General features: G+C 42.3%; 22 protein-coding genes and 1 tRNA gene. 3 read left to right on the forward strand and 20 right to left on the reverse strand.

Annotated features, from left to right (window positions below; translation table 11 throughout):
- Nucleotide 1: 1 nt before the first annotated feature.
- A complete protein-coding gene (locus DXC04_RS02750) occupies nt 2-844 on the reverse strand; it encodes a fumarate hydratase (RefSeq protein ID WP_117537177.1) in 843 nt (280 codons plus the stop codon).
- The gene (locus DXC04_RS02755; protein WP_118287859.1) at nt 837-2294 is read right to left on the reverse strand and encodes a B12-binding domain-containing radical SAM protein; all 1458 of its coding nucleotides are present in this window, start codon (nt 2292-2294) and stop codon (nt 837-839) included. The genes DXC04_RS02750 and DXC04_RS02755 overlap by 8 nt, the downstream gene beginning before the upstream one ends.
- A 136-nt stretch (nt 2295-2430) precedes the next feature.
- On the opposite strand from DXC04_RS02755, the gene DXC04_RS02760 reads away from it, so the two are divergent.
- A tRNA-Leu gene (locus DXC04_RS02760) sits at nt 2431-2513 on the forward strand.
- Between the two features lie 89 nt (nt 2514-2602).
- Here the strand turns inward: DXC04_RS02760 and DXC04_RS02765 are convergent.
- From DXC04_RS02765 to DXC04_RS02790, 6 genes are all read right to left on the reverse strand, one after another.
- Nucleotides 2603-2887, reverse strand: a complete 285-nt coding sequence (locus DXC04_RS02765; protein WP_330426410.1) for a Uma2 family endonuclease — start codon at nt 2885-2887, stop codon at nt 2603-2605.
- Between the two features lie 55 nt (nt 2888-2942).
- Nucleotides 2943-3587 (reverse strand): hypothetical protein, encoded by a 645-nt coding sequence (locus DXC04_RS02770; protein WP_118287858.1) that lies wholly within the window; start codon nt 3585-3587, stop codon nt 2943-2945.
- Between the two features lie 88 nt (nt 3588-3675).
- Nucleotides 3676-4947 carry a diaminopimelate decarboxylase gene (locus DXC04_RS02775; protein ID WP_118659805.1) on the reverse strand — a complete coding sequence of 424 codons (1272 nt, stop codon included), beginning with the start codon at nt 4945-4947 and terminating at the stop codon, nt 3676-3678.
- On the reverse strand, nt 4944-5660 hold the full coding sequence (locus DXC04_RS02780; protein WP_021860505.1) for a TrmB family transcriptional regulator: 717 nt from the start codon (nt 5658-5660) through the stop codon (nt 4944-4946). The genes DXC04_RS02775 and DXC04_RS02780 overlap by 4 nt, the downstream gene beginning before the upstream one ends.
- Nucleotides 5661-5915: 255 nt before the next feature.
- Nucleotides 5916-7352, reverse strand: a complete 1437-nt coding sequence (gene pyk, locus DXC04_RS02785) for a pyruvate kinase (protein ID WP_021860506.1) — start codon at nt 7350-7352, stop codon at nt 5916-5918.
- Between the two features lie 57 nt (nt 7353-7409).
- Nucleotides 7410-8285, reverse strand: coding sequence for a hypothetical protein (locus DXC04_RS02790; protein WP_021860507.1), 876 nt, complete (start codon nt 8283-8285; stop codon nt 7410-7412).
- 223 nt (nt 8286-8508) lie between these two features.
- Between DXC04_RS02790 and DXC04_RS02795 the strand changes: the two genes are divergently transcribed.
- On the forward strand, nt 8509-12753 hold the full coding sequence (locus tag DXC04_RS02795; RefSeq protein ID WP_118659807.1) for a 2-hydroxyacyl-CoA dehydratase: 4245 nt from the start codon (nt 8509-8511) through the stop codon (nt 12751-12753).
- Nucleotides 12754-12847: 94 nt separating this feature from the next.
- Here DXC04_RS02795 and DXC04_RS02800 read toward each other — a convergent pair whose 3' ends face one another.
- The 11 genes from DXC04_RS02800 to DXC04_RS02850 form a co-directional block, all read right to left on the reverse strand.
- Nucleotides 12848-13492, reverse strand: coding sequence for an HAD family hydrolase (locus DXC04_RS02800; protein WP_118659809.1), 645 nt, complete (start codon nt 13490-13492; stop codon nt 12848-12850).
- Between the two features lie 18 nt (nt 13493-13510).
- Nucleotides 13511-14212 carry a TraX family protein gene (locus tag DXC04_RS02805; protein ID WP_118659811.1) on the reverse strand — a complete coding sequence of 234 codons (702 nt, stop codon included), beginning with the start codon at nt 14210-14212 and terminating at the stop codon, nt 13511-13513.
- The gene (gene gpmI, locus DXC04_RS02810; protein ID WP_118287853.1) at nt 14212-15750 is read right to left on the reverse strand and encodes a 2,3-bisphosphoglycerate-independent phosphoglycerate mutase; all 1539 of its coding nucleotides are present in this window, start codon (nt 15748-15750) and stop codon (nt 14212-14214) included. The genes DXC04_RS02805 and gpmI overlap by 1 nt, the downstream gene beginning before the upstream one ends.
- 86 nt (nt 15751-15836) lie before the next feature.
- Nucleotides 15837-16586 carry a triose-phosphate isomerase gene (gene tpiA / locus DXC04_RS02815; protein WP_021860512.1) on the reverse strand — a complete coding sequence of 250 codons (750 nt, stop codon included), beginning with the start codon at nt 16584-16586 and terminating at the stop codon, nt 15837-15839.
- Between the two features lie 34 nt (nt 16587-16620).
- Entirely contained in the window at nt 16621-17814 is a 1194-nt protein-coding gene (locus DXC04_RS02820) for a phosphoglycerate kinase (RefSeq protein ID WP_021860513.1), read from the reverse strand.
- Between the two features lie 70 nt (nt 17815-17884).
- Complete coding sequence (gene gap, locus DXC04_RS02825; RefSeq protein ID WP_021860514.1) at nt 17885-18898, reverse strand: type I glyceraldehyde-3-phosphate dehydrogenase; 1014 nt, start codon at nt 18896-18898, stop codon at nt 17885-17887.
- A gap of 124 nt (nt 18899-19022) precedes the next feature.
- Entirely contained in the window at nt 19023-19826 is an 804-nt protein-coding gene (locus DXC04_RS02830; protein WP_118659896.1) for a histidinol-phosphatase HisJ family protein, read from the reverse strand.
- A gap of 48 nt (nt 19827-19874) precedes the next feature.
- Complete coding sequence (mnmA, locus tag DXC04_RS02835; RefSeq protein WP_118659898.1) at nt 19875-20960, reverse strand: tRNA 2-thiouridine(34) synthase MnmA; 1086 nt, start codon at nt 20958-20960, stop codon at nt 19875-19877.
- A 27-nt stretch (nt 20961-20987) separates the two neighbouring features.
- Complete coding sequence (gene nifU / locus DXC04_RS02840; RefSeq protein ID WP_021860518.1) at nt 20988-21431, reverse strand: Fe-S cluster assembly scaffold protein NifU; 444 nt, start codon at nt 21429-21431, stop codon at nt 20988-20990.
- Nucleotides 21432-21475: 44 nt separating this feature from the next.
- On the reverse strand, nt 21476-22657 hold the full coding sequence (nifS, locus tag DXC04_RS02845; RefSeq protein ID WP_118659813.1) for a cysteine desulfurase NifS: 1182 nt from the start codon (nt 22655-22657) through the stop codon (nt 21476-21478).
- Between the two features lie 18 nt (nt 22658-22675).
- Nucleotides 22676-23140 (reverse strand): RrF2 family transcriptional regulator, encoded by a 465-nt coding sequence (locus DXC04_RS02850; protein ID WP_118659900.1) that lies wholly within the window; start codon nt 23138-23140, stop codon nt 22676-22678.
- Between the two features lie 158 nt (nt 23141-23298).
- Between DXC04_RS02850 and DXC04_RS02855 the strand changes: the two genes are divergently transcribed.
- Nucleotides 23299-24675 (forward strand): polysaccharide biosynthesis protein, encoded by a 1377-nt coding sequence (locus DXC04_RS02855; RefSeq protein ID WP_118659815.1) that lies wholly within the window; start codon nt 23299-23301, stop codon nt 24673-24675.
- On the opposite strand, the gene DXC04_RS02860 is transcribed toward DXC04_RS02855, so the two are convergent.
- Nucleotides 24633-25166 carry a stage II sporulation protein M gene (locus tag DXC04_RS02860; RefSeq protein WP_118659817.1) on the reverse strand — a complete coding sequence of 178 codons (534 nt, stop codon included), beginning with the start codon at nt 25164-25166 and terminating at the stop codon, nt 24633-24635. The genes DXC04_RS02855 and DXC04_RS02860 overlap by 43 nt on opposite strands.

Genomic DNA, 25166 nt, shown 5'->3' on the forward strand with positions numbered 1-25166 from the left:
TTTAGATCACCTCCGTTTTATGTCTGGTCACATGGCAGTTGATATTGACTGCACAAGGCATACCTGCGATATGCGTTGGCAATGTCTCGATATTCAGCCCGATTGCTGTCGTACGACCGCCAAATCCCTGTGGTCCGATTCCAAGCTCATTGACCTTTTCAAGCATCTCTTCTTCCAAATCTGCATAGTATGGATCCGAATTTTTGGAATCTACCGGACGCATCAGCGCTTTCTTCGCAAGAAGTGCCGCTTTGTCAAACGTACCTCCGATTCCGACACCGATCACCATTGGCGGACATGGATTCGGTCCTGCTGTCTCAACGACTTCCAGAATAAAATCTTTGATGCCCTGCAGTCCTGCAGATGGCTTGAACATACGGATCTGGCTCATATTTTCACTGCCAAATCCCTTCGGGCCTACTGTGATCTTCACCTGTTCTCCAGGAACGATCTCCGTGTAGAGCATTGCCGGTGTATTATCTCCGGTATTTCCTCTGCGCACAGGATCTTTCACAACAGATTTGCGCAGATAACCCTTGTCATATCCTCTTCTTACGCCTTCATTTACCGCTTCTGTAAGATCACCGCCTGTCAGGTGTACATCCTGTCCGATTTCAAGGAAGACACATGCCATACCGGTATCCTGACAGATCGGTACTTCCTGTGCACCTGCAATCTCATAATTCTCTATAATATTGTCTAACACGCCTTGCGCAATCTCCCAGTCTTCACATGCACGGCACTTCTCGATTGCACCTTTCACATCTTCCGGAAGAAACTGGTTCGCCTGAATGCATAATTTTTCTACAACTTCTGTAATTTTTGCTACATCAATTTCACGCATTATGCAGTACCTCCATTGCATTTTTATTCACTTTTTCTATCATATTCTCTTTTGGCAGATTTTTCAATTCTTTTTTCAGATCATACTGGGTACTCATATGCCAGAAAAATTCTCCTGTAAATAAAACTTTATGCATCCAGTCTTCTTTAAGCCATGCTCCGATCAGCCGTCTCACGGAATAAATCCGTCTGCTGGCATCTATCTGTTCAAGCTGAAGTTCGTACGGTGTCATCTGCTTTGGATAATGTACCGTATTTCCATTATATTTTGCCCAGTTTCTATGTATCAGACGGTCTTTATTTGCCTCATATGCCGGTGTCCCCGGTACAAAATACATGCTCTGGATCAGTACGCCCTGAATATGATTGCGGATCACGAAATCCGCCAGTTCTTTTCCACAACCCTTTTTCTGATTGTCCGACCCAAGAATAAATAATCCACGCACGCTCAGTCCATGTTTCTGGATATTGCGGATAGATTTTTCAATCTCTTTTCTTGTACTCTTTTTGTGATAAGTTTCAAAAGATGCATCATCAATAAACTCGATACCCATATCTAGCTCAAAAAATCCAGCTTTCTTTAACAGCTCTAACATCTCATCATCGAAACCCACTTCATATCTTGCCTGGATATTAAAACGATATTTGATTCCGCTGTCTATGATCGCATGCAGGACTTCCATTGCCCATTTCTGGTCAGCAAAGAAATTATCATCCGTGATCCACAAATCCTGCACAATTCTGTGATTTCCTTTTTCAAAAAAATCAATGGAATATTTAATATCTTCTATAATATTTTCCGGTGTACGTTTTCTGACACATCTGCCAAAATGTTTCACAAGCGCACAGTAGTCGCAGTTATGCGGACATCCTCTAGAGGCATGTACCTGCGGCCAAATCGTCATATGTTTTGTCATCTTCTTATAATTATGAATCAGACTTCTGTCCGGAATCACATCGATATTTTCCGGCGGAACCGGCTTTCCTGTGCTGTAAAATTTTCCCTCTTCCAGCCAGGCGTATCCAGCCGTATCCGGTTTCTTTTTCTCCTGTATCATTTTTATAAGTGGAAGAATCGTCTCATCACCTTCACCCAGCATCACATAGTCGCAATAATTCACTGCTTCTTTCACATTCATGGATGCATGTAACCCACCCATCACAATGGTTGCATTCGTATGCTCCTTCAAATATGTTGCGATCTGATACCCGCGAACCGCCGCATAAGTAAAAATGCTGATAAATATAATATTCGCATCCTGAAGATCCTTCATCGGAATCTTAGAAATCGACTCACTGTACATATAAGTATCCGGATACTCCCGCTTCACAATCGTCGCAAGTGTATTTAAGCCCACCGACGGTGTGCGGATATAGCGGTCATATACGAAATAATTTAAAATTGTGGGTTTATACGGGCGATTGCCCGGCTCAATAAAACGAATTTTCATCTGTTTCTTTCCTCCACCCTGTCTTTTCTCGTTTGCCGTTATTATTATAAGCCTCTTTTCTATTTTTATAAAGAATTTTCTTGACATTCGTTTCAAAATACATTATCATAATTTTGTTGCTTTGAGTAACAAGTATGCGGATATGGCGGAATGGCAGACGCACAAGACTCAAAATCTTGCGAGGGTGACTTCGTGTGGGTTCAAGTCCCACTATCCGCAGGTATTAAGAAAGCAGTAATGATTTTTTGTCATTACTGCTTTTTCTTTACATAAAGGCTTCTTGTTTTTGCATATTCCACTATTTCAAATCATTTCAATAAATCCGCTATCCGAATCTCAAATCCCGGATAAATTCCTACCAGTATCATCTCATCAAAAGAATACTGCATGAAATTCTCCTGCATGCCAAAGGAATGCGAAACAACTTCAACGATCCAGTCCGGCGCTCCATTACATCCCTTATCATCCAGTTTATCCGGATCACATATTACGGATATATCCGGTTCCACATAAGTCGTATCATCTTCGTTCAGGAACACTGCAAATGGAGCTGCATATACTTCGTTTTCCTTCCGGAAGCGCATAAATATCATGAATTGTGTAACCATGCTCTTTTTGTAATGGCATAATCCCCACCGCCTTTCTTATCTACATCGGGAACATTGCCGCATCCAGCGAAGTCAGATCTTTCTCCCGGATGGAATACACGCCATCATCGTCCTTCTCGATCTGGACTTTACGAACTTCCGCTTTCCCATACTCCGGATTTTTAAGCTTATCAGCCATGAGATCATACATTTCCTGCAGCATCAGCTCATTGAGCTTATCGTCTGACGGAATCTTCTTTAACGTCTTCATCTTCGCTTCCAGCTTCTTCGTCAGCTCGTCCTGTAATCCTGAGAAGCACTTAAGCGGTTTCACTTTTACTTTCACCGAGAACCCCTCGTCTGTTTTTTCGGCGCTCTGCACTTTGTAATTCGCGGCTTTTAAAATGTCCTGAAACAGCAGGCGGAACTTCTCTGTCATCTTTTCGGAAGCACCTATACTGTCCAGACCACTGCTCTGCATCATCGTATCAATATTTTCCTGATATAAGTTCTTTACTTCTTTCTCCGTAGCATCTGTCTGCTTCTTGTATTCCTTGAACTTCCCTTTATAACTGGCATCCAGTGTTGCCGTCACATAGGCTTTTGCGTCTTTTTCACGCATCCCGCAGCCGGACAGGAGTCCCACAAGCAGTATGCAGACAATGAAAATACTTCCATATTTTTTAAGAACCATCTTTCTACTCATATCTTTTTCCTCCATTTTCCCGTAAGCTATCGCTTATAGCCTGTCTTTACGATACCTTACAGGATGGAAGTTTTCAATATGTATCCGTTTATTTTACCAGTTTTTTTCCGATATCAAAACAGTCAAATGTCGCAAAATAGTCCTTTGGTGTCTCAGCGCGTCGAATGAGCTGTGCTGTGCCGTCTTCTTTCAGTAACACTTCTGCTGATTTTAATTTGCCATTGTAATTGTATCCCATTGCAAATCCGTGTGCGCCGGTATCATGGATTACAAGCAGGTCTCCAATATCGATCTTCGGGAGCATACGGTCGATTGCAAATTTATCATTATTTTCACAGAGAGAGCCTGTGACATCATATTTGCAGTTGCATGGTTTGTTCTCTTTGCCCATAACTGTAATATGATGATAAGCACCGTACATTGCCGGACGCATTAAGTTTACAGCACATGCATCTACACCAATGTATTCTTTGTATGTATGTTTCTCATGGATTGCTTTTGTAACAAGACAGCCGTACGGTCCCATCATGAAACGTCCAAGCTCTGTGTAAATCTCAACATCTCCCATTCCTGCCGGTGTCAGCACTTCTTCATACACACGTCTTACGCCTTCTCCGATCACACGGATGTCATTTGGCTCCTGATCCGGGTTGTAAGGGATACCGACACCACCGGATAAGTTAATAAATTTAATATGAACGCCTGTTTCTTTCTGTAATTTGACAGCCACTTCAAAAAGAACTTTCGCAAGCATCGGATAATATTCATTCGTAACGGTATTACTTGCCAGGAATGCATGAATACCGAATTCTTTCGCACCTTTTGCTTTCAAAATCTTAAATGCCTCGAAAATCTGCTCCGTTGTCATTCCATACTTGGAATCTCCCGGATTGTCCATGATGTCATTACTGATTTTGAAAAGTCCGCCCGGATTGTATCGGCAGCTGATCGTCTCCGGAATATGTCCGATTGCTTTCTCAAGAAAATCAATATGTGTAATATCATCCAGGTTGATGATCGCACCTAATTCTTCTGCTTTTTTGAACTCTTCTGCCGGTGTATCATTGGACGAAAACATGATGTCATTTCCTCTTGCTCCGATTGCCTCTGACAGCATCAACTCTGTATAAGAGGAACAGTCGCATCCGCATCCATATTCTCTCAAAATATTAATCAGGAATGGGTTCGGAGTTGCCTTTACAGCAAAATATTCTTTGTATCCTTTGTTCCATGAAAATGCTTCTTTTAATGCTTTTGCATTCTCGCGGATCCCTTTTTCATCATAAAGATGAAACGGAGTCGGATATTCTTTTACAATCTCATCAAGCTGTTCTTTTGTTACAAATGGTACTTTTTTCATCGCTTCTCATTCTCCTTCTTCATTGCAAGTAATTCTATTTCATTCGCCAGTGTACGTTTATATAACTCAACAAAGTTCTTCTGTCCGGAATAGAGGCATGTATTCATACTGCCTTCCCCATATTCTCCGGTCAGTACATACTTAGAATCTGTGATCACACCGATTGATGTGCCTCGCTGTTCACCGATATAAACCTTTGCTCCTTCGTAGTTGACCGGCTGATCCGTAACGATCACAACTTTTCTCTTCGCATCAATCAGCTCTTCTAACTCTTTTACAAATAGGAGCAGATAGTTACGTGTACAGGATACGTACACCCGTTCTCTGGCATCTTCCAGCAGGTTACGCATCTTATCCAGCACATTTTCCGAACCTTCGATCGTAATATATCCTTCGACATGCTCCTTCTCCAGCGGTCTGTGCTTGCACAGCCACTTCTTGTTCTCTTCCATATGCCGGATACGGTTCTTGCAAAACTCATCCAGCACAACCGGAACGTATTTCTTAGTTGTACCTTCTTCAACTAGATATGCCGCACCCTTCTCTGTCATGCTCGCCAGCGAATTGTAAGCATTCGACCGGGAAATTCCAAGCTGTTTCGCGACTTCATATCCGGTTGTTTTGCCTTCTCTGAGCAAGCACTCGTAAATACCGGCCTCCTGTCTGGTCAGTCCAAAATCCATTAATCTTTCAACAAATGATGTATGTTCCATAACTCCACCTTTATTCTTTAGTAGTTCTCCACAGGAACACTATATAGCATATTTTATCGTATGTCAACGGATACTACTGGAAAATTTTATCAAAAAAGGATAAACGATGGCGGTTACTCTGGTTACCGTCATTCGTTTATCCTTTTTCACTTCTACTTCTAAATATTTGTTATCTGAATACTTGCAGATTGCTTCACGCTTTGCTTAACTGCAATATCCCACTTGTTCACATATAGAATAGAATATAATATAATCTTAATCAATAATTGCAATACGCATCATATTACTGAATCCGCTCTTCTGTGCTCCAACATTTGGAGAAGGGATTCCTGCTGTCAGGATTACGATATCTCCTGTCTCTGCAAGCTGTTTTGCGCATACAAGATCAATCGCCCCTGTACAGATATCTTCTGTTGTCGTTACTTCGATAGATTTCAGTGGCTGTACCCCCCAGTAAATCTGCATTCTGCGGAGAGTTGCCTCGTTCGGGCTTACACCGATGATATTTGTCTTTGGTTTGAACTTGGATACCACTCTTGCAGTTGCTCCGGATACAGTCGGAGTAATAATGCATTTCGCTCTTAAGTTCGTTGCTGTTGTAACGGTTGCATGTCCCAATGCGCTGGATGCACTCTTCATACGGTGTTCTTCCGCTTTTCTCAGAATAGAATCGTATTCCAGATGCTCTTCTGTGCTTTCTACAATGTGGACCATCATCTGCAATGCCTCAACCGGATATTTACCCTGTGCAGTCTCACCGGATAACATTACTGCATCTGTTCCATCATATACAGCATTGGCAACATCTGTCACTTCCGCTCTTGTCGGACGTGGGTTACGAATCATGGAATCCAGCATCTGTGTTGCAGTAATAACCGGTTTAAAATTATCATTACATTTCTGGATCATCAATTTCTGTAAATACGGAACTTCTTCTGCCGGAATCTCTACACCAAGATCTCCACGGGCAACCATGATTCCATCTGCGCAGCGGATGATCTCATCAATATTCTTAATTCCTTCTGCGTTCTCAATCTTTGCAATGATTGGAATATAAGGTGCATTGCACTGCTTCAATACTGCTTTGATTTCCAAAATACACTCTGCATTTCTTACAAAAGACGCTGCGATAAAATCAACACCCTGTTCTACACCGAATTTGATATCGTCTCTGTCTTTTTCTGTAATAGCCGGAAGTCTGACCGGTACATTCGGCACGTTGACTCCCTTCTTCTCACCAAGCTCACCACCGTTGATGACTTTACAGACAATCTCATCATTTCCTTTGTCTTTAACTTTCAGTTCGATCAGTCCGTCATCGATCAAAATTGTACTTCCGATCTGCACGTCATTGACAAGTCCTTCGTATGTGATGTAAGTCTTTGTCTCATCTCCAACACATTCTGTTGTTGTCAGAGTAAATGTCTCGCCTTCTTTTAAATGTACTTTCTTACCGTCTTTCAGAACACCGGTACGGATCTCCGGTCCCTTTGTATCCAGGAGGATTGCGATCGGCTTGCCTTCTTCTTCACGGATTCTCTTCAGCATATCCATACGGAACTTCTGCTCTTCATGATCTCCGTGTGAAAAATTAAATCTTGCAATATCCATTCCATTGCGTACAAGTGCACGCATTGTATCTTCGTTATTTGTATTTGGTCCCATTGTGCATACAATCTTTGTTTTCTTCATAATAAACCTCTTCATCCTTTCCCATTTACTTCATTTACTAAATTTACTATTGTTCATTTACTGAACATGTATATGTGTGAACAAATGCTCCTGGCAATATTCATAGTTGCCGTGGCATTTTGAACAATACCGAAATTCAAGATTCGGATCATCTAATTCGGTCCGCCCGCATACTGCACATCTGTGCTTTGCACCACCTGTCGCATACGGATTCTGTGTCGAACGCGCCTGTCTTACATTCTTCTGAAAATCTCTCTTGCGTTTCATCTGCTTCGGGCTGTATGCTCTTGTCTTTCTTGAACTCAAGAAAAACAGCAGGAAGTTAAGAATCGACACAAATGCAGCAAGCGCATTTGCTTTATAATAAATGCCATAAACGGCATTTCCGCCATAACTTGGAATAAACGCCTGTGCAATCCCGTAAAGGAAAAATGCACCGTCAAGCCATGCAAGCCATTTTGCTTTTACCGGAATGACAAACCATACCAGGAACTGTACGTCCGGATACAGAAATGCGAATACAAAAAACAGCGACATATTCAGATACGCTGTATCAAGATGCATGGAAATACCTGTAATCAGATAGACAAGGATCGCTGCAATCACATGGAACAGTACTCCCGCAAAGAAATATACATTAAATCGGAACGCTCCCCATGCTGCTTCAAGCTGCTTTCCGATAAAATAATACAGCATTAATGCAAATGCCACCCAGATAAGGCTTGTACTCGGCGGATCAATAATAAATGTAATAACTCTCCACACCTGACCATGTAAGATTGCCGGAGCATCCAGGCTCAGCCATGTAGAATAAAATGTTGGATTCACCATGTCAAGTATAAACCCGAAACCATACAATATTACTATGTAAAGCATCAGATTGTCAATGGCATACCTGCCAAACTTTCTCTCTAATTTATCTAACCAGTTCATAATCTAATCTTCTATACTCCTTTTTCTTATCATGACTCTCATTCTAACGGCTTCAAAAATGTTTGTCAATTCTGTCATATAAGTTTCACAGCTTTTTTACAATTCTATAACATTTGTTAATTGTCTTTTTGATTTTTTTGTCGTATAATGTTACAGTCTATTAAGCTAACATGCATTTAATAAGAAAGAATACATATATTTAACTAGATAAGGAGTACATATTATGAGCCAAAACGAAGTATACACACTGGGGATCGATATTGGTTCTACTACCGTGAAGATTGCTTTGTTAGATTCTGATAATGAAGTAGTCTTTTCTGATTATGAGAGACATTTTGCTAATATCCAGGAGACACTGTCCGATCTGTTAGGACGTGCCATTTATAAAGTCGGACCTGTTTACGCATCCCCGGTCATTACCGGTTCCGGCGGACTGACACTTGCCAAACATCTGAAAGTGCCGTTCGTCCAGGAAGTTATTGCCGTATCTACAGCATTACAGGATTACGCACCACAGACAGACGTTGCGATCGAGCTTGGCGGAGAAGATGCTAAGATTATTTATTTTGAAGGCGGCAATGTAGAGCAGCGTATGAACGGTGTCTGCGCCGGTGGTACCGGTTCTTTCATTGATCAGATGGCTTCTCTGTTACAGACAGATGCTTCTGGTCTTAATGAATATGCAAAGAATTATCAGGCGCTTTACACGATTGCCGCAAGATGCGGTGTATTTGCCAAATCGGATATCCAGCCACTTATTAACGAAGGAGCCTCCAAAGAAGACCTGGCTGCTTCTATTTTTCAGGCTGTTGTCAACCAGACCATCAGTGGTCTTGCCTGCGGAAAGCCGATTCGTGGTCACGTTGCCTTCTTAGGTGGACCGTTACACTTCCTTTCCGAGTTAAAGGCAGCATTTATCCGTACTTTAAAACTGGATGATGAGCATACGATTGCTCCTCACCATTCACATTTATTTGCAGCGATTGGTTCTGCACTGAATTCAAAAAAAGACCTGCACGTTTCCTTACAGGAGATGCAAAAGCGTCTGGAAGGCAAGATCCAGATGGAATTTGAAGTAGAACGTATGGAACCATTATTTGCAACGGAACAGGATTTCAAAGAATTTAAAGAACGTCACGACAAAGACCAGGTACCGATGGGCGACCTTGCCTCTTATAAAGGAAAAGCATTCCTGGGAATCGATGCCGGTTCAACAACTACAAAGGCTGCTCTTGTCGGCGAAGACGGCACACTGCTTTATTCTTTCTATCATAATAACGAAGGAGATCCGCTTGGTACAACAATCCGTGCGATCAAGGATATTTACAGTAAACTGCCGGAAGGTGTTGAGATTGTTCACTCCTGCTCGACCGGATATGGCGAAGCGCTGATCAAAGCTGCTCTTCTGCTGGACGAGGGAGAAGTAGAGACAGTTTCCCACTACTATGCTGCATCCTTTTTTGAACCGGATGTAGACTGTATCCTTGACATCGGTGGTCAGGATATGAAATGTATTAAGATCAAGAACCATACAGTTGACAGTGTACAGCTCAATGAAGCATGCTCTTCCGGATGCGGTTCTTTCATCGAGACATTTGCAAAATCATTGAACTACAGTGTAGAAGATTTTGCACAGGAAGCATTATTTGCAAGAAATCCGATCGACCTCGGAACCCGCTGTACGGTATTTATGAATTCCAAAGTAAAACAGGCGCAGAAAGAGGGCGCAGAAGTTTCCGATATTTCTGCCGGTCTTGCTTATTCCGTTATCAAAAACGCATTGTTTAAAGTAATCAAAGTTTCCGACGCATCCGAGCTCGGTGAGCATATTGTTGTGCAGGGAGGAACTTTCTATAACAATGCCGTTCTCAGAAGTTTTGAGAAAATCGCAAACTGCGAAGCCGTACGTCCGGATATTGCCGGTATCATGGGAGCATTCGGAGCTGCCCTCATTGCCAGAGAACGTTATGTTGACTGTGAAGGTACTACGATGCTTTCCATTGAGGACATTGAAGCGCTGGAATACTCTACAACAATGACTAAATGTCGAGGATGTACAAATAACTGCCGTCTGACGATCAATCATTTCAGCGGCGGACGCAGATTTATTACAGGAAACCGCTGTGAAAAAGGACTGGGCAAAGAAAAATCAAAAAATAACCTTCCAAACCTTTTTGCTTACAAATTAGAACGTTATTTTAATTATGAACCATTAAAAGCCGAGGATGCAAAACGCGGTACGATCGGTATCCCACGTGTACTGAATATGTATGAAAACTATCCGTTCTGGTTTACATTTTTCAATACATTAGGATTTTCCGTTGTACTCTCTCCTGCTTCTACACGTAAGATTTATGAACTGGGAATTGAGTCCATACCGAGTGAATCCGAATGTTATCCGGCGAAACTTGCGCACGGACATGTACAGTGGCTGATCAACCAGGGCGTACAGAATATTTTCTATCCAAGTATTCCTTATGAGCGCAATGAGTTCGAAGAAGCAAATAACCACTATAACTGTCCGATCGTAACCTCCTACCCGGAGAATATTAAGAATAATATTGATGCGATCGTCCAGGGCGAAGTGAATTTCATTCATCCGTTCCTTTCCCTGCAAAGCGAAGAGACGATCCGCTATCGTTTAAAAGAAGAACTCTGCGAAAGATTTGATATTTCCGGAGCTGAGATCGGCACTGCTGTACATGCAGCATGGGAAGAATTAAAAGCATGTCGTGAAGATATGCGCAGAAAAGGCGAAGAGACAATTAAATTTCTTAAAGAGACCGGCAACCGCGGCATTGTCCTTGCAGGACGTCCATATCACATTGATCCGGAAGTCAACCACGGTATCCCGGAACTGATCAACTCCTATAACATTGCAGTTCTGACAGAAGATTCGATCTCTCATCTGAATCCTGTCGAGCGTCCATTAAATGTTATGGATCAGTGGATGTATCATTCCCGCCTTTACGCAGCCGCAAACTATGTGAAGACAGTAGATAATCTGGATCTCATCCAACTTAACTCTTTCGGCTGTGGACTAGATGCTGTTACGACAGATCAGGTTGCTGAGATCCTTACAAATTCAGATAAGATTTATACTTCTCTGAAGATTGACGAAGTAAATAACTTAGGTGCTGCACGTATCCGTGTCCGCTCTCTGCTGGCTGCGATCCGTGTCAGAGAACAGAGAAAAGACGAAAGACATATCCAGTCTTCCGCGATCAAGAAAGTTTCCTTCACAAAGGAAATGCGTAAAGACTATACGATCCTCTGCCCGCAGATGTCACCAATCCACTTTGAACTTCTGGAGCCTGCATTCCGTGCTTCCGGATATAACATCGAAGTACTTCCGAATGACAACAAACAGGCTGTTGACGTAGGACTTAAATATGTAAATAATGATGCATGTTACCCATCTCTGATGGTTGTCGGCCAGATCATGGAGGCAATTCTTTCCGGCAAATACGATACTGAAAAGATTGCTGTGATCATCAGCCAGACCGGTGGTGGATGCCGTGCTTCGAACTATATCGGATTTATCCGCCGTGCCCTTAAGAAAGCCGGTTATGCACACATTCCGGTAATTTCCATCAACTTAAGCGGACTGGAAGGCAACCCTGGATTTAAGATTACACCTTCTCTCGCACTCCGTGGCGTATATGCGGCTATATTTGGAGATATTTTCATGAAATGTACTTACAGACTTCGCCCTTACGAAGCCGAAAAAGGTGCTGTAAATGCCATGCATGAAAAATGGAAGAAAGTCTGCATTGACTTCTTATCTTCCGGATATCCGTCCAGACGCAAATTCAAGAAACTGTGCCGTGAAATCATCGAAGACTTTGACAACAACATTAAACTGTTGGATATTAAGAAACCGCGTGTCGGTGTTGTTGGAGAAATTCTTGTCAAATTCCTTCCGGCGGCAAACAACTATCTTGTAGAACTTCTGGAAGGTGAAGGTGCCGAAGCTGTTGTTCCGGATCTTCTGGACTTCCTGCTTTATTGCTTCTACAACCAGAACTTCAAGGTAGAAAAACTTGGATTTAAGAAATCCAAAGCCACACTCGGCAATCTTGGTATCAAGGCACTGGAGTGGTTTCGTGCACCGGCAACCGAGGCATTTAAAGCAAGTAAACACTTCGATCCACCTGCTAAGATCGAAAATCTTGGCAAGATGGCTTCCAAGATCGTATCTCTCGGAAACCAGACCGGTGAAGGCTGGTTCCTGACCGGCGAGATGTTAGAGTTGATCCACAGTGACGCACCGAACATTGTGTGTACACAGCCGTTTGCCTGCCTGCCAAACCACGTCGTAGGAAAAGGCGTTATCAAGGAACTGCGCAGACGCTACCCACAGTCCAACATTGTCGCTATCGACTTTGATCCGGGCGCCAGTGAAGTAAACCAGCTGAACCGTATCAAACTGATGCTGTCTACGGCTAATAAGAATTTAAATCAGTAATAAAGTTTCAATATAAAAACGACACAGAGAAAAATTACTTTTAATTTATTCTCTGTGTCATTTTTTATTTCCAATTACACCAGAAATTACGACATCATACATATTTCAGTATATCCGCAACATCTGCCTCTACATAATCGGCTCCTGCCTGTGCAAATTCTTCTTTGTCTCCGAATCCATATAAAATGCCAAGACAGTCTATTCCAATCTTATGCGCGCCGATAACATCATATTCTCTGTCTCCGATCATAAGCACATTTTTCAGATCTGTAATGCCATTTTCACGAAAAGCATATTCTATCACTTCCGCCTTCGTCCCTCTGCCACCATCCAGTTCCATTCCGGCAACGCATGTGAAATACGGCGTAAGCGAGAAATGATCCATAATCTGTTTTGCATATACTTCCGGTTTGGAAGTTACCACCAGAGCTTTTTTTCCTGCTTGTTTAACGGCTTTCAGCACATCAGGTATCCCATCATACAGCTTACACTCAAAAATGCCTTTGTCCTGATAATACTCGCGGTAAGCGACAACCGCTTTCCAGCTATCTTCTTCAGAAAATCCATAATATTTTGTAAAAGAATCCGTAAGCGGCGGTCCGATAAACGCATGCAGTTTCTCACGTTCCGTCTCCTCGATTCCGAATTTCTTCAACGCATAAATAACTGAATTGATAATCCCTTCTGACGAATCAATTAATGTCCCGTCCAGGTCAAATAAAAATGTGTTATATTCCATGAGCTTCTTCCCCCTGATTTATTTTATCATATAGCGGATCAGACATAGAATCAGCAAATGCACCGGATAAAATATATAGAAAAACCACCGGTTCCATTTTCTGAACTTTGTCATCTGATTTCCATTATAATAGCACAAAAGTATAATCCCGGACAAGGCGATTCCAAGTCCGTTTCCGCAGGCGAGGCATGCCGCTTTAAACATTCCATGCACACTTATATAGGTACTGAAATTTAAAATCATAAATAAAATTACTACGATCACATAACTCTTTGCAAGCTCTTTTTTCCTACCACGATAACGGACAAATAAATACACGCCAAGTGGCGCAATTAATTTCCAACAACAAAAGAAACTGGTTGTAAAAATCAGAACCAGAGAAATCCTGTGCTCCCACTCTGCCATCGGGCGTTCCATAAGCTCCGGAACCGCCAGACATAGAAGCAATGTAAACAGCATATTTAACTGTCCATCCCGAAACGCCATACTATATGGGATCTGCGAAAGGACTGCAAAAACAAGTAATCTTCCTGCATAATTTTTCCGGCTTCTCGTGTAATAATACCCTTCCACAAGAAAATAGCACATGGTCATTGCTGCAAAATATCCGATGTCGCTTAAGCTCTCATATAAAAAATTGCCCGGTGTCAAGAACATCCGGGCAATATGATTGCAAACCATTGTCAGAATTGCAATGTATTTACATGTATCACGGTTCATTATTTCACCAGTAAAGAAGCGCCATTCATCTCTTTTGGCTGCTCCATACCCATTAATTCGATCAGTGTTGGAGCGATATCAGCCAGGCATCCACCTTCTCTTAATTTGTAAGCCGGATCAGCATTTACAAGGATAAACGGTACCGGGTTTGTTGTGTGGGCGGTAAATGGTTCTCCTGTCTCATAATCAATGAGCTGTTCTGCATTTCCGTGATCAGCACAGATGAACATCTGTCCGTTAACTTCTTTCAAAGCTTCCACTGCCTTGCCAACACACTCATCAACTGCTTCCACTGCCTTAATCGCAGCTTCCTGTACTCCGGTATGTCCTACCATATCCGGATTTGCAAAGTTGATGATGATAACATCATACTTATCAGATTTGATCGCAGTTGTTAATTTGTCGCATACTTCGTATGCACTCATCTCCGGTTTCAGATCATAAGTTGCTACTTTTGGAGATTTAACGAGGATTCTGTCTTCGCCCTCATTCGGTTCTTCCACTCCGCCATTGAAAAAGAATGTTACATGTGCATATTTCTCTGTCTCTGCAATACGTGCCTGTTTCAGACCGTGTGCAGCCAGATACTCACCGAATGTATTTGTAATCTCTTCTTTGACAAATGCAACCAGTTTATTTTCGATCGTAACATCATATTCTGTAAAGCATACAAATGTTGTCTTTACTCTGTCACCTCTTTCAAATCCGTCAAATGCGTCATCGCAGAAAGTTCTTGTGATCTCTCTTGCACGATCCGGACGGAAGTTAAAGAAAATAACAGAATCATCATTTTTAATCGTTGCAACCGGTTTCCCGTCTTCAACAACAACGGTCGGCAGAACAAATTCATCTGTTGTATCTTTGTCGTAAGAAGCCTTGATTCCTTCCGGTCCGCTTACTGCCTGCTCGCCTTCACCGCAGACAAGTGCACGGTATGCTTTCTCGACACGATCCCAGCGGTTATCACGATCCATAGCATAGTAACGTCCCATAACCGATGCAACTTTACCTACACCGATTTCTTTCATCTTAGCTTCCAGTTCTTCTACATATTCTTTACCGGATGCCGGTGGTGTGTCACGTCCATCCAGGAAGCAGTGTACATATACTTTCTCGATGCCCTGTCTCTTTGCCAGTTCCAGAAGTCCGTAAATATGTGAATTATGACTGTGTACTCCACCATCAGATACCAGTCCGAAAAGATGCAGTGCGCTGCCATTATTCTTCACATTCTCGCACGCAGCAAGAAGCGCTTTATTTTCAAAGAAGTCTCCATCCTGGATTGCTTTTGTGATCTTTGTCAGATCCTGATATACGATTCTTCCGGCTCCCATATTCAGATGTCCGACTTCTGAGTTACCCATCTGTCCATCCGGAAGACCTACTGCCATTCCGCTTGCATTTCCTTTTACAAAAGGATATTCTGCCATTAATTTATCCATAACCGGTGTGGCTGCCTGCGCGACTGCATTACCGTTTGTATTCTCATTTAATCCATAACCATCCAAAATCATTAAAACTGTTGGTTTTTTACTCATAAAATATTGTATCTCCTTTCTCGTTTTTTGCAATTAAAAACTGCTTCGATTCCTGCATACAGAAATCGAAGCAGTCAAAATACTTATTATTTGTAATTTACAATCTTGCCAAAGTCAGCTTTCAGGGAAGCTCCACCGACAAGACCACCGTCGATATCTGCCTGTGCAAATAATTCAGCAGCATTTCCTGCATTTACAGATCCACCATACTGGATGCGGATTGCTTCTGCTGTTGCCTCGTCATATACTTCAGCGATGCATGCACGGATTCCTGCGCATACTTCTTCAGCCTGCTCTGTTGTAGCTGTCTTACCTGTTCCGATTGCCCAGATTGGCTCATAAGCGATAACTGCTGTCTTAGCCTGATCTGCTGTAACATTCTGGAATCCGACTTTAACCTGCTGGCGAATGAAATCCATTGTTACACCCTGTTCTCTCTGCTCAAGCGTCTCTCCACAACACATGATCGGTGTAAGACCATGTTCAAATGCTTTGAGGACTTTTTTATTAACAGTCTCATTTGTCTCTGCGAAATATTCTCTTCTCTCAGAGTGGCCGAGAACAACATATTTAACACCAGCGTCTGTGAGCATTGCCGGAGAGATTTCTCCTGTGTAAGCTCCGCTTTCTTCAAAATACATATTCTCTGCTCCGACTTCAATGTTGCTTCCTTTACATGCTTCTACAACCGGAATGATATCAATTGCAGGTACGCAGAATACAACATCTACTTCTTCGTTAGCAACTAATGGTTTTAATTCTTCAACCAAAGCAACTGCTTCACTTGGAGTTTTGTTCATTTTCCAGTTTCCTGCTACAATTTTCTTTCTAGCCATTTTTATCTCTCCCTAATTTTATATTTGTAAGTCTTTACTTATCATTTGCAGCTGCAACACCCGGCAGTTCCTTTCCTTCCAGGAACTCTAAGGATGCACCGCCACCAGTAGAGATATGAGTCATCTTATCACCGTATCCAAGCTGGTTAACAGCTGCTGCAGAATCGCCGCCGCCGATAATTGTAGTAGCTTCTGTATCAGCAAGCGCTTTTGCTACTGCTTCTGTTCCTTTTGCAAAGTTCGGCATCTCGAAACATCCCATTGGTCCGTTCCATACAACTGTCTTTGCGTCTTTTACTGCATCACAGAAAATCTTGATCGTTTCTGGTCCGATGTCAAGTCCTTCCCATCCGTCCGGAATCTCGCCACGTTTTACAACTTTGATATTTGCATCGTTAGAGAAATCATCTGCGATTACGTTATCTACAGGAAGAAGAAGTTTTACACCTTTTTCTTCTGCTTTCTTTTTCATGTCCAGTGCATACTGGCAGTAATCTTCTTCCAGAAGGGACTTACCAACTGTACCACCTTCTGCTTTTGCAAATGTATAAGACATTCCACCACCAATGATCAGTGTGTCAACTTTGTCAAGCAGGTTGTTGATTACAGAAATCTTGCTGGATACTTTGGCTCCTCCAAGGATCGCAACAAACGGTCTTGTCGGATTGTTTACTGCATTTCCGAGGAAATCGATCTCTTTCTGCATAAGATATCCTACAACTGCTGTATCCACATATTTTGTAACACCCACATTGGAACAGTGCGCACGATGTGCTGTACCAAATGCATCATTTACAAATACATCGCAAAGAGAAGCGAGTTCTTTGCTGAATGCATCCCCGTTCTTTGTCTCTTCTGCTCTGTAACGGGTATTCTCAAGAAGAATAACATCTCCGTCTTTCATTGCAGCTACTGCTGCTTTTGCATTCTCGCCTACGACTTCTCTGTCTGCTGCAAATTTAACTTCCTGTCCGAGCAGTTCTGATAAGCGTACTGCAACCGGTGCCAGAGACAGCTCCGGTACTGGCTCTCCCTTCGGCTTTCCAAGGTGAGAACAAAGAATAACCTTACCTCCGTCTGCAATCAGCTTCTTGATTGTTGGAAGAGCTGCTACAAGACGATTCTCATCTGTGATCTTACCATCGATAAGCGGTACGTTAAAATCGCATCTTACGAGTACCTTTTTTCCTTTTACGTTGATGTCATCAACTGATTTTTTGTTAAGCATATCGTTTACCTCCTAATATTCAAAAAAAGAGGCCCGGTCCAATAAGACCGGACCCTTTTTTGAGTCATAATTAAGCTAATTCAGAGAAGTATTTGATTGTTCTTACCATCTGGCTTGTGTAAGAATTCTCATTGTCATACCAAGATACAACCTGAACTTCTGTTGTTCCGTTGTCTAATGGCAGAACCATTGTCTGAGTAGCATCAAATAAAGAACCATATCTCATTCCTACGATGTCGCTTGAAACGATCTCATCTGTGTTATATCCGAAAGACTCTGTAGAAGCTGCTTTCATAGCTGCATTTACTTCGTCAACTGTAACTGTTCCGTCAACAACTGCTGTAAGAATTGTTGTAGATCCTGTAGGTGTTGGAACACGCTGAGCAGATCCGATTAATTTTCCATTTAATTCTGGAATAACAAGACCGATTGCTTTTGCAGCACCTGTGCTGTTAGGTACGATATTAACTGCAGCAGCACGTGATCTTCTTAAATCACCTTTTCTCTGCGGTCCGTCAAGTGTCATCTGATCTCCTGTGTAAGCATGGATTGTGCACATGATACCAGATTTGATAGATGCAAGGTCGTTCAATGCTTTAGCCATTGGAGCTAAGCAGTTTGTTGTACAAGAAGCTGCGGAAATAACTGTGTCTTCCGGTTTCAGTTCTGTATGGTTTACATTGTATACGATTGTAGGAAGATCGTTTCCTGCCGGTGCGGAAATAACAACTTTTCTTGCTCCTGCTTTGATGTGTGCAGATGCTTTCTCTTTAGATGTGTAGAAACCTGTACACTCAAGGACAACGTCTACTCCGATTTCTCCCCAAGGAAGTTCCTCAGCGTTAGCCTTTGCATAAATTTTGATTTCTTTTCCGTCAACAATGATGGAATCTTCTGTAGCTTCTACTGTATCAGCCAGTGCATATTTTCCCTGTGATGAATCATATTTTAACAGGTGAGCAAGCATCTTAGGAGATGTTAAGTCGTTGATTGCAACTACTTCATATCCCTCTGCTCCAAACATCTGTCTGAATGCCAGACGTCCAATACGTCCAAAACCATTAATCGCTACTTTTACTGCCATGATCAATTCCTCCTAAAGTTTATTCTAACTATACTTTATTGTGAACGCTTTAACATTTTAAAGCACTCCCAACTGGCTTAATTGTACTAAATCTGGTACAAAAGTTCAAGTGTCTTCTATATTTTTATGAAAGTTGCTTAAAAACAGGCTTTCTTTGCTTAAATTCTGTATAATATGTAAAACCGCATGCCCGCAATATGCCATTTGCCTTGTCAAAATCCCATGCAATATGCTCCGGACAGTGTCCGTCTGCACCGACTGTGATGATCTCTCCACCTAACTCCCGGTATCTTTTTAATACATCCGGGTGTGGGTGTGCATATGGAAGTCCATATTTTAATCCTGCCATATTGAGTTCAAGTCCTTTGCCTTTTGCAATGATATTTTTCAGGATCTCATCGATCAGCTCTGCATATTTCAGATACGAATATGCCTGTTCTTTATCTTTTCCATAACGGATCATATAATCCAGATGTCCGAGCACATCATAATCTTCATAAATACGGACATCTTCCAGCATCTCTTCCAGAACTTCCCGGTAAACTTCTTCATCTGTTTTTCCATCAAAGATCTCTCCGTGTGCGATATCCAGTTTATGTGTGGAATGTACGGATCCAATCACAAAATCAAATGGATATTTTTTTACAAATTCCCGGTAAAACGGTTCCAGATAAGGCTGAAGTCCGATTTCTACACCGATCCGTACATCAATCTTATCTTTGTATTTGTCCCGCAGCGGCGGCATTACTTTAAAATATTCTTCCGGCTTAAACACTTCTTCCGGTCCCCATGCAAAATCATCTTTGTCGTGGTGATCCGTAAAACAGACTGCCTGAAGCCCTTTGGCTATCGCACCAAGGATCATCTCCTCCGGTGCGGATTTTGAATCATGTGAAAAATTCGTATGCATATGCACATCTGCCCGCATCATCGCATTTCCTCCTGTCACTGTTTTTCATTTACTGTTTCGTATTCTCTAGCTGTCTCCGATGATCGTTCCACCGCCAAGCACATAATCCTGGTCATAGAGGACAACTGCCTGTCCCGGCGTAATTGCTCTCTGCGGTTCTTCAAATGTACAGAGGATCTCATCTTCCCCTGTTTTCTCCACCATGCACCAGGCGCCTCTGTGATTATAACGGATCTTCGCCCAGACGCGTTTCGGTTCTTTAAGGTTCTCCACAGACATGAAATTAACCGCATTGGCACGGACATAACGCGACATGGACTCTTCATTGGAACCAACTACTACTTCATTCGTCTCCGGTCTGATCTCAAGGACAAATACCGGATATCCGAGAGAAAGTCCGAGCCCTTTTCTCTGTCCTACTGTATAATGGATGATTCCTTTATGTCTGCCTACAACAGTTCCATCACTTGTCACGAAATTGCCCGGCTGCATCTTCTCTCCGGTATACTCTTCTATATAAGAAGCATAATCTCCATCCGGAACAAAACAGATATCCTGACTGTCTGGTTTGTGCGCCACCTGAAGTGCGACTTCCGATGCAAGCTCACGGATCTGGTCTTTCGTATATTCCCCGACTGGCATAAGTGTTCTCGCAAGCTGTTCCTGCGTCAGATTATAGAGTGCATAAGTCTGGTCTTTTGCTCCGGTTGCGGATGTATGAAGCGCATAGCGTCCGTTTGGAAGCTGTTCGATCTTCGCATAGTGACCGGTCGCGATATAATCTGCTCCGATATCCAGGCTTCTCTTCAGGAGAGATTCCCATTTTACATATCGATTACAGGCAATACACGGATTCGGTGTCCTTCCATTTTTATATTCATTTACAAAATAATCAATGACATGTTCTTTGAATTCTTCCTTGAAATTCATAACATAATAAGGGATACCGATTGCTGCTGCTACGCGTCTGGCATCGTCTACGGCGCTTAAACCGCAGCATCCGCCATTCTCTTCCTGGACAAATTCATCTTCATCCTGCCAGATCTGCATCGTTACCCCTACTACATCGTATCCCTGTTTTTTTAAAAGCCAGGCAGCCACGGAGGAGTCAACTCCTCCTGACATGCCTACAACTACCTTCTTTTTATCCATGCTTTTTTCCATGTTTGTCTCCCGGCTTTAATATTCCTCTTCTTCGTCCTCTTCACCTTCGTGAATATCAGACTTTGGTTTCTCTAATCCTTCGATCGTAATACCATTTTTTGTTGCATAGTCCCAGAGTGCTGCATGAATTGCTTCTTCTGCAAGAAGTGAGCAGTGTACTTTTACCGGCGGAAGTCCGTCCAGCGCTTCCATTACGGCTTTATTTGTTACCTCCATTGCTTCCTGGATTGACTTTCCTTTAACAAGTTCTGTCGCCATACTGCTTGTTGCTACAGCAGCTCCGCATCCAAATGTCTTGAATTTGACATCACGCACGATCTGGTTCTCATCGATATCAAGATAAATTCTCATGATATCTCCACATTTTGCATTACCAACTGTCCCTACTCCGCTGGCGTTCTCTATCTCTCCGACATTTCTCGGATGCTGAAAATGATCCATTACTTTTTCTGAATACATATTAAATTCCTCCTGTATCTTATATCTTGTCTGTGTCTTGTTATTTATTTCTGTTTCTTTACAAAATCTTCATATAATGGTGACATATTTCTTAAGTGTGCCACGATCTCTTTCAGATTATCCACAACGTAATCAATGTCTTCTTTTGTGATCTCTTCGTTGATCGTCAGTCTCAAAGAGCCATGTGCGATTTCATGAGGCAGTCCGATTGCAAGTAGTACATGGGAAGGATCAAGAGATCCGGATGTACATGCAGATCCGCTGGATGCACAGATTCCTTTCATATCCAGCATGATCAGAAGAGATTCTCCTTCTACAAACCGGAAACTGAAGTTGGCATTGTTTGGAAGTCTGTCAGTTCTGTGTCCATTCAGACGGCAGTATGGAATTTCTTTCAATACACGATCAATCAGATAATCTCTGACCTCGATCTCTTTTGCCACTCTCTCTTCTCTTGTATTCGCAGCACGCTTTGCTGCTGTTCCGATTCCGACAATTCCAGGAACATTTTCTGTACCTGCACGACGTTTTCTTTCCTGTGCTCCACCATGAACGAATGAACGGATCTTCACACCTTTACGGATATAAAGAAAACCGATTCCTTTCGGTCCGTTAAATTTATGTCCACTTGCACTGAGCATGTCAATATGACACTCGTCTACATTAATTGGAAGCTGTCCATATGCCTGTACTGCATCTGTATGAAATAAAATACCGTGCTCTTTGGCAATCTCACCGATTTCTTTGATCGGCTGGATCGTTCCGATCTCGTTATTTGCAAACATAACAGAAATCAGGATGGTTGTCGGACGGATTGCTGCTTTTAATTCATCCAGTTTTACTTTTCCGTCTTCATCTACATCTACATAAGTAACTTCAAATCCTCTTTTTTCCAGATACTGTGCAGTGTGAAGGATCGCATGATGCTCGATCTTTGTTGTAATAATGTGATTGCCTTTCCCTGCATATGCTTCTGCTGTTGCTTTCAACGCCCAGTTGTCAGATTCTGAACCACCTGCTGTGAAATAAATTTCATTTGCACTGGTTCCAAGTGTATCAGCAATTGCTTCTCTCTGTTTGCTGATCATTTCTTTATTACCGGACGAAAAGCTGTAAACGCTGGAAGGATTTCCATAATGCTCTGTAAAATAAGGAAGCATTGCATCTACGACTTCCGGTGCTGTTTTTGTTGTTGCTGCGTTATCAAGATATAACAGTTTACCCATGATAAATTCCTCCATTTTCTATTCTGAATGAGTACACTTCGTATGATCATATACACCGTGTGGATTCATTTCTTTGCTTTCTTTTACCAGTTCATCTAACATTATCTCATCAACTGCATGATTGATGCTGTCGTTAATCCTCTGCCAGACATATTTGGTTACACAGCCTTCAGAAGCCATACATCCTTCTTCTGAAAAAAAAGCTGCACATTTGACCGGTTCCAGACTTCCTTCGAGTGCCCGCAAAATATCTCCCACTGAAATCTCACTGGAATCTTTTGCCAGTACATACCCGCCGGAGGCTCCCCGGATACTCTTCACCAGACCTGCTTTCTTCATCTTAGCCACGAGCTGCTCCAGATACCGTTCGGAAATTCCCTGTCTCATTGCAATACTTCCAATAGAAACCGGTTCCTCTTCACTGTATCTGGCAAGATCTATCATTGCCCTTAAGCCATATCTGCCTTTCGTGGAGAGCTTCATCTCATCACCTTCTTTAATTCCTACCAATTCAATTCCCACTAAATTACTAGGATTTTTCCTTTTGTAGAATAGCACCCTCTTAAAGTTCTGTCAAGGACTTCATTCAAATATAATATAATAATATTTTCAGCGGTTTTCCGACCGAAAGGAGTCTGTTTATGACAGAGAAACATATCATCCTGAAAGGAACCTTTGTTCTGACCCTTGCCGCTTTTATATCACGATTCCTCGGTTTTTTCTACCGTATGTATTTAAGTCACACCTTCGGCGAAGCAAATGTCGGGCTGTATCAGCTCATTTTCCCGGTCTATACACTGGGGATTGCCATAACATGCGCCGGAATCCAGACTGCGCTTTCCCGACATGTTGCCGGTTACGTTGCTAAAGGAAAAAAAAAAGAAACAGACCTGCTTCTTTTTACTTCTATGATTTATACTGTTTTTCTCTCGGTGATTCTTATGCTTTTTACGCAGCACTATGCGCATGATATCGCATGTACGCTGTTGAAAGAACCGGCATGCAAATCCCTGCTGCTCCTGCTCTCTTACTGTTTTCCTTTTGCTGCCATCCACTGCTGTATCCTCGGCTATTATTTCGGTATGAAACAGGCTAAAATTCCCGCCTGGTCTCAACTTCTGGAACAGTCTGTCCGAATTCTTTCTGTATATGCAGTCTATTCTTTTGGCATCCGACACGGGCAGCATTTTTCTGTCTCCGTTGCAGTACTTGGAATGATCGCAGGCGAAGCTGCCGCAGCATGGTATTGTCTCCACAGTTTAAATTCATATTCCGAGACATTATCATCTCGCAAATCAACAGACATCCTTTTTCTCCGAAGGCTGTGCTGTCTGGATAATTTAAAGGCATTTCTTTCACTGCTTCGTTTTTCAATTCCGCTTACCATAAGCCGGATCATGCTTACACTGCTGCAATGTCTGGAGGCATTCTCCATTCCATGGAATCTACAATATTACGGTCTGGATCGGAATGAATCTCTTCGTATCTACGGTGTACTGACCGGAATGGCACTTCCGTGTATCCTATTTCCAAGTGCGCTGACCGGATCTCTTGCAACAATGATCCTGCCATCTGTGGCACAGATTGAAGCAGAAAACAATACCCGAAAATTACGTCGTCTGATACGTAAAGTGACAACTACGTGCATTTTGCTCGGAAGCGCATGTTGTATCCTGCTTCTGCTTTCAAGCTCTTTTATAGGAGTATGTCTCTTTCACAGTCCTTTAGCATCCAGATACATTTTTACACTCGCATGGATCTGTCCATTTCTGTATACGAATACAACATTTATCAGTATTTTAAACGGAATCGGTAAAGCTGGCATATCCCTTTTCATCAATATGTTTACAATACTCATCCGTATTGCAAGTATCTATCTCAGCATCCCGGCATACGGAATCCGAGGATACCTGACTGGACTACTGTTAAGCCAGATATTTATGTTTTGTTTCTGTTTCATTTATCTGCATTATCATTACAGATTCAGTGCGAACCGAAGGACAGCTGGGCTCACATAGCATTCCAGGAAAATACCGATAGCATACAAAATTAATACACCAGTTGTCTTATTTATATTCCAGCGATTTACAACAGGATAATTCAGTAAATAGATCAATATTGCCACATATGCCGCGACATAGAAAGGCATATGTGGCAGCAGTGCCAGCACGCAGATAAATATACCTTTTATTCCAAGTTGTAAGACTGCTGCGCAGAACAATACGCCTGCCAGAAAACCTGTCCATAGAAAAAACAGTACCGCACTTGTCTTTTTCCATCTTGTTGCCCCTGCAAGCGTAAGAATGCAAAGAGGTAACAGGCGCATACGCACAATGTACCATATATATTCCAGTCCAGGTACGCACACTTTCACACTCTCTGTTAAATGATTTTCTGCAAATATTCCCATCTGCATGATGGACTCCTGCGCAATCAAATTCGCATATAGGATTCCTGCCATCACTCCCGCTGCATATACTGCTACCCAGATTTTTGTATATTCACGCAT

This window comes from Dorea sp. OM07-5 (assembly GCF_003481355.1).
Lineage (GTDB): Bacteria > Bacillota > Clostridia > Lachnospirales > Lachnospiraceae > Dorea_D > Dorea_D hominis.

What these genes read in the sequence shown, in the direction of transcription:
- gap (WP_021860514.1), bottom strand. Translation starts at nt 18,898, where the DNA reads ATGGCAGTAAAAGTAGCGATTAATGGTTTTGGACGTATTGGACGTCTG.
- DXC04_RS02765 (WP_330426410.1), bottom strand. Translation starts at nt 2,887, where the DNA reads ATGATATTTATGCGCTTCCGGAAGGAAAACGAAGTATATGCAGCTCCA.
- DXC04_RS02750 (WP_117537177.1), bottom strand. Translation starts at nt 844, where the DNA reads ATGCGTGAAATTGATGTAGCAAAAATTACAGAAGTTGTAGAAAAATTA.
- DXC04_RS02780 (WP_021860505.1), bottom strand. Translation starts at nt 5,660, where the DNA reads ATGGAACATACATCATTTGTTGAAAGATTAATGGATTTTGGACTGACC.
- tpiA (WP_021860512.1), bottom strand. Translation starts at nt 16,586, where the DNA reads ATGGCTAGAAAGAAAATTGTAGCAGGAAACTGGAAAATGAACAAAACT.
- DXC04_RS02775 (WP_118659805.1), bottom strand. Translation starts at nt 4,947, where the DNA reads ATGAAAAAAGTACCATTTGTAACAAAAGAACAGCTTGATGAGATTGTA.
- DXC04_RS02770 (WP_118287858.1), bottom strand. Translation starts at nt 3,587, where the DNA reads ATGAGTAGAAAGATGGTTCTTAAAAAATATGGAAGTATTTTCATTGTC.
- gpmI (WP_118287853.1), bottom strand. Translation starts at nt 15,750, where the DNA reads ATGAGTAAAAAACCAACAGTTTTAATGATTTTGGATGGTTATGGATTA.
- DXC04_RS02755 (WP_118287859.1), bottom strand. Translation starts at nt 2,294, where the DNA reads ATGAAAATTCGTTTTATTGAGCCGGGCAATCGCCCGTATAAACCCACA.
- DXC04_RS02860 (WP_118659817.1), bottom strand. Translation starts at nt 25,166, where the DNA reads ATGCGTGAATATACAAAAATCTGGGTAGCAGTATATGCAGCGGGAGTG.
- DXC04_RS02855 (WP_118659815.1), top strand. Translation starts at nt 23,299, where the DNA reads ATGACAGAGAAACATATCATCCTGAAAGGAACCTTTGTTCTGACCCTT.
- DXC04_RS02790 (WP_021860507.1), bottom strand. Translation starts at nt 8,285, where the DNA reads ATGAACTGGTTAGATAAATTAGAGAGAAAGTTTGGCAGGTATGCCATT.
- DXC04_RS02795 (WP_118659807.1), top strand. Translation starts at nt 8,509, where the DNA reads ATGAGCCAAAACGAAGTATACACACTGGGGATCGATATTGGTTCTACT.
- DXC04_RS02805 (WP_118659811.1), bottom strand. Translation starts at nt 14,212, where the DNA reads ATGAACCGTGATACATGTAAATACATTGCAATTCTGACAATGGTTTGC.
- nifS (WP_118659813.1), bottom strand. Translation starts at nt 22,657, where the DNA reads ATGGGTAAACTGTTATATCTTGATAACGCAGCAACAACAAAAACAGCA.
- DXC04_RS02830 (WP_118659896.1), bottom strand. Translation starts at nt 19,826, where the DNA reads ATGCGGGCAGATGTGCATATGCATACGAATTTTTCACATGATTCAAAA.
- DXC04_RS02800 (WP_118659809.1), bottom strand. Translation starts at nt 13,492, where the DNA reads ATGGAATATAACACATTTTTATTTGACCTGGACGGGACATTAATTGAT.
- mnmA (WP_118659898.1), bottom strand. Translation starts at nt 20,960, where the DNA reads ATGGATAAAAAGAAGGTAGTTGTAGGCATGTCAGGAGGAGTTGACTCC.
- nifU (WP_021860518.1), bottom strand. Translation starts at nt 21,431, where the DNA reads ATGTATTCAGAAAAAGTAATGGATCATTTTCAGCATCCGAGAAATGTC.
- DXC04_RS02820 (WP_021860513.1), bottom strand. Translation starts at nt 17,814, where the DNA reads ATGCTTAACAAAAAATCAGTTGATGACATCAACGTAAAAGGAAAAAAG.
- pyk (WP_021860506.1), bottom strand. Translation starts at nt 7,352, where the DNA reads ATGAAGAAAACAAAGATTGTATGCACAATGGGACCAAATACAAATAAC.
- DXC04_RS02850 (WP_118659900.1), bottom strand. Translation starts at nt 23,140, where the DNA reads ATGAAGCTCTCCACGAAAGGCAGATATGGCTTAAGGGCAATGATAGAT.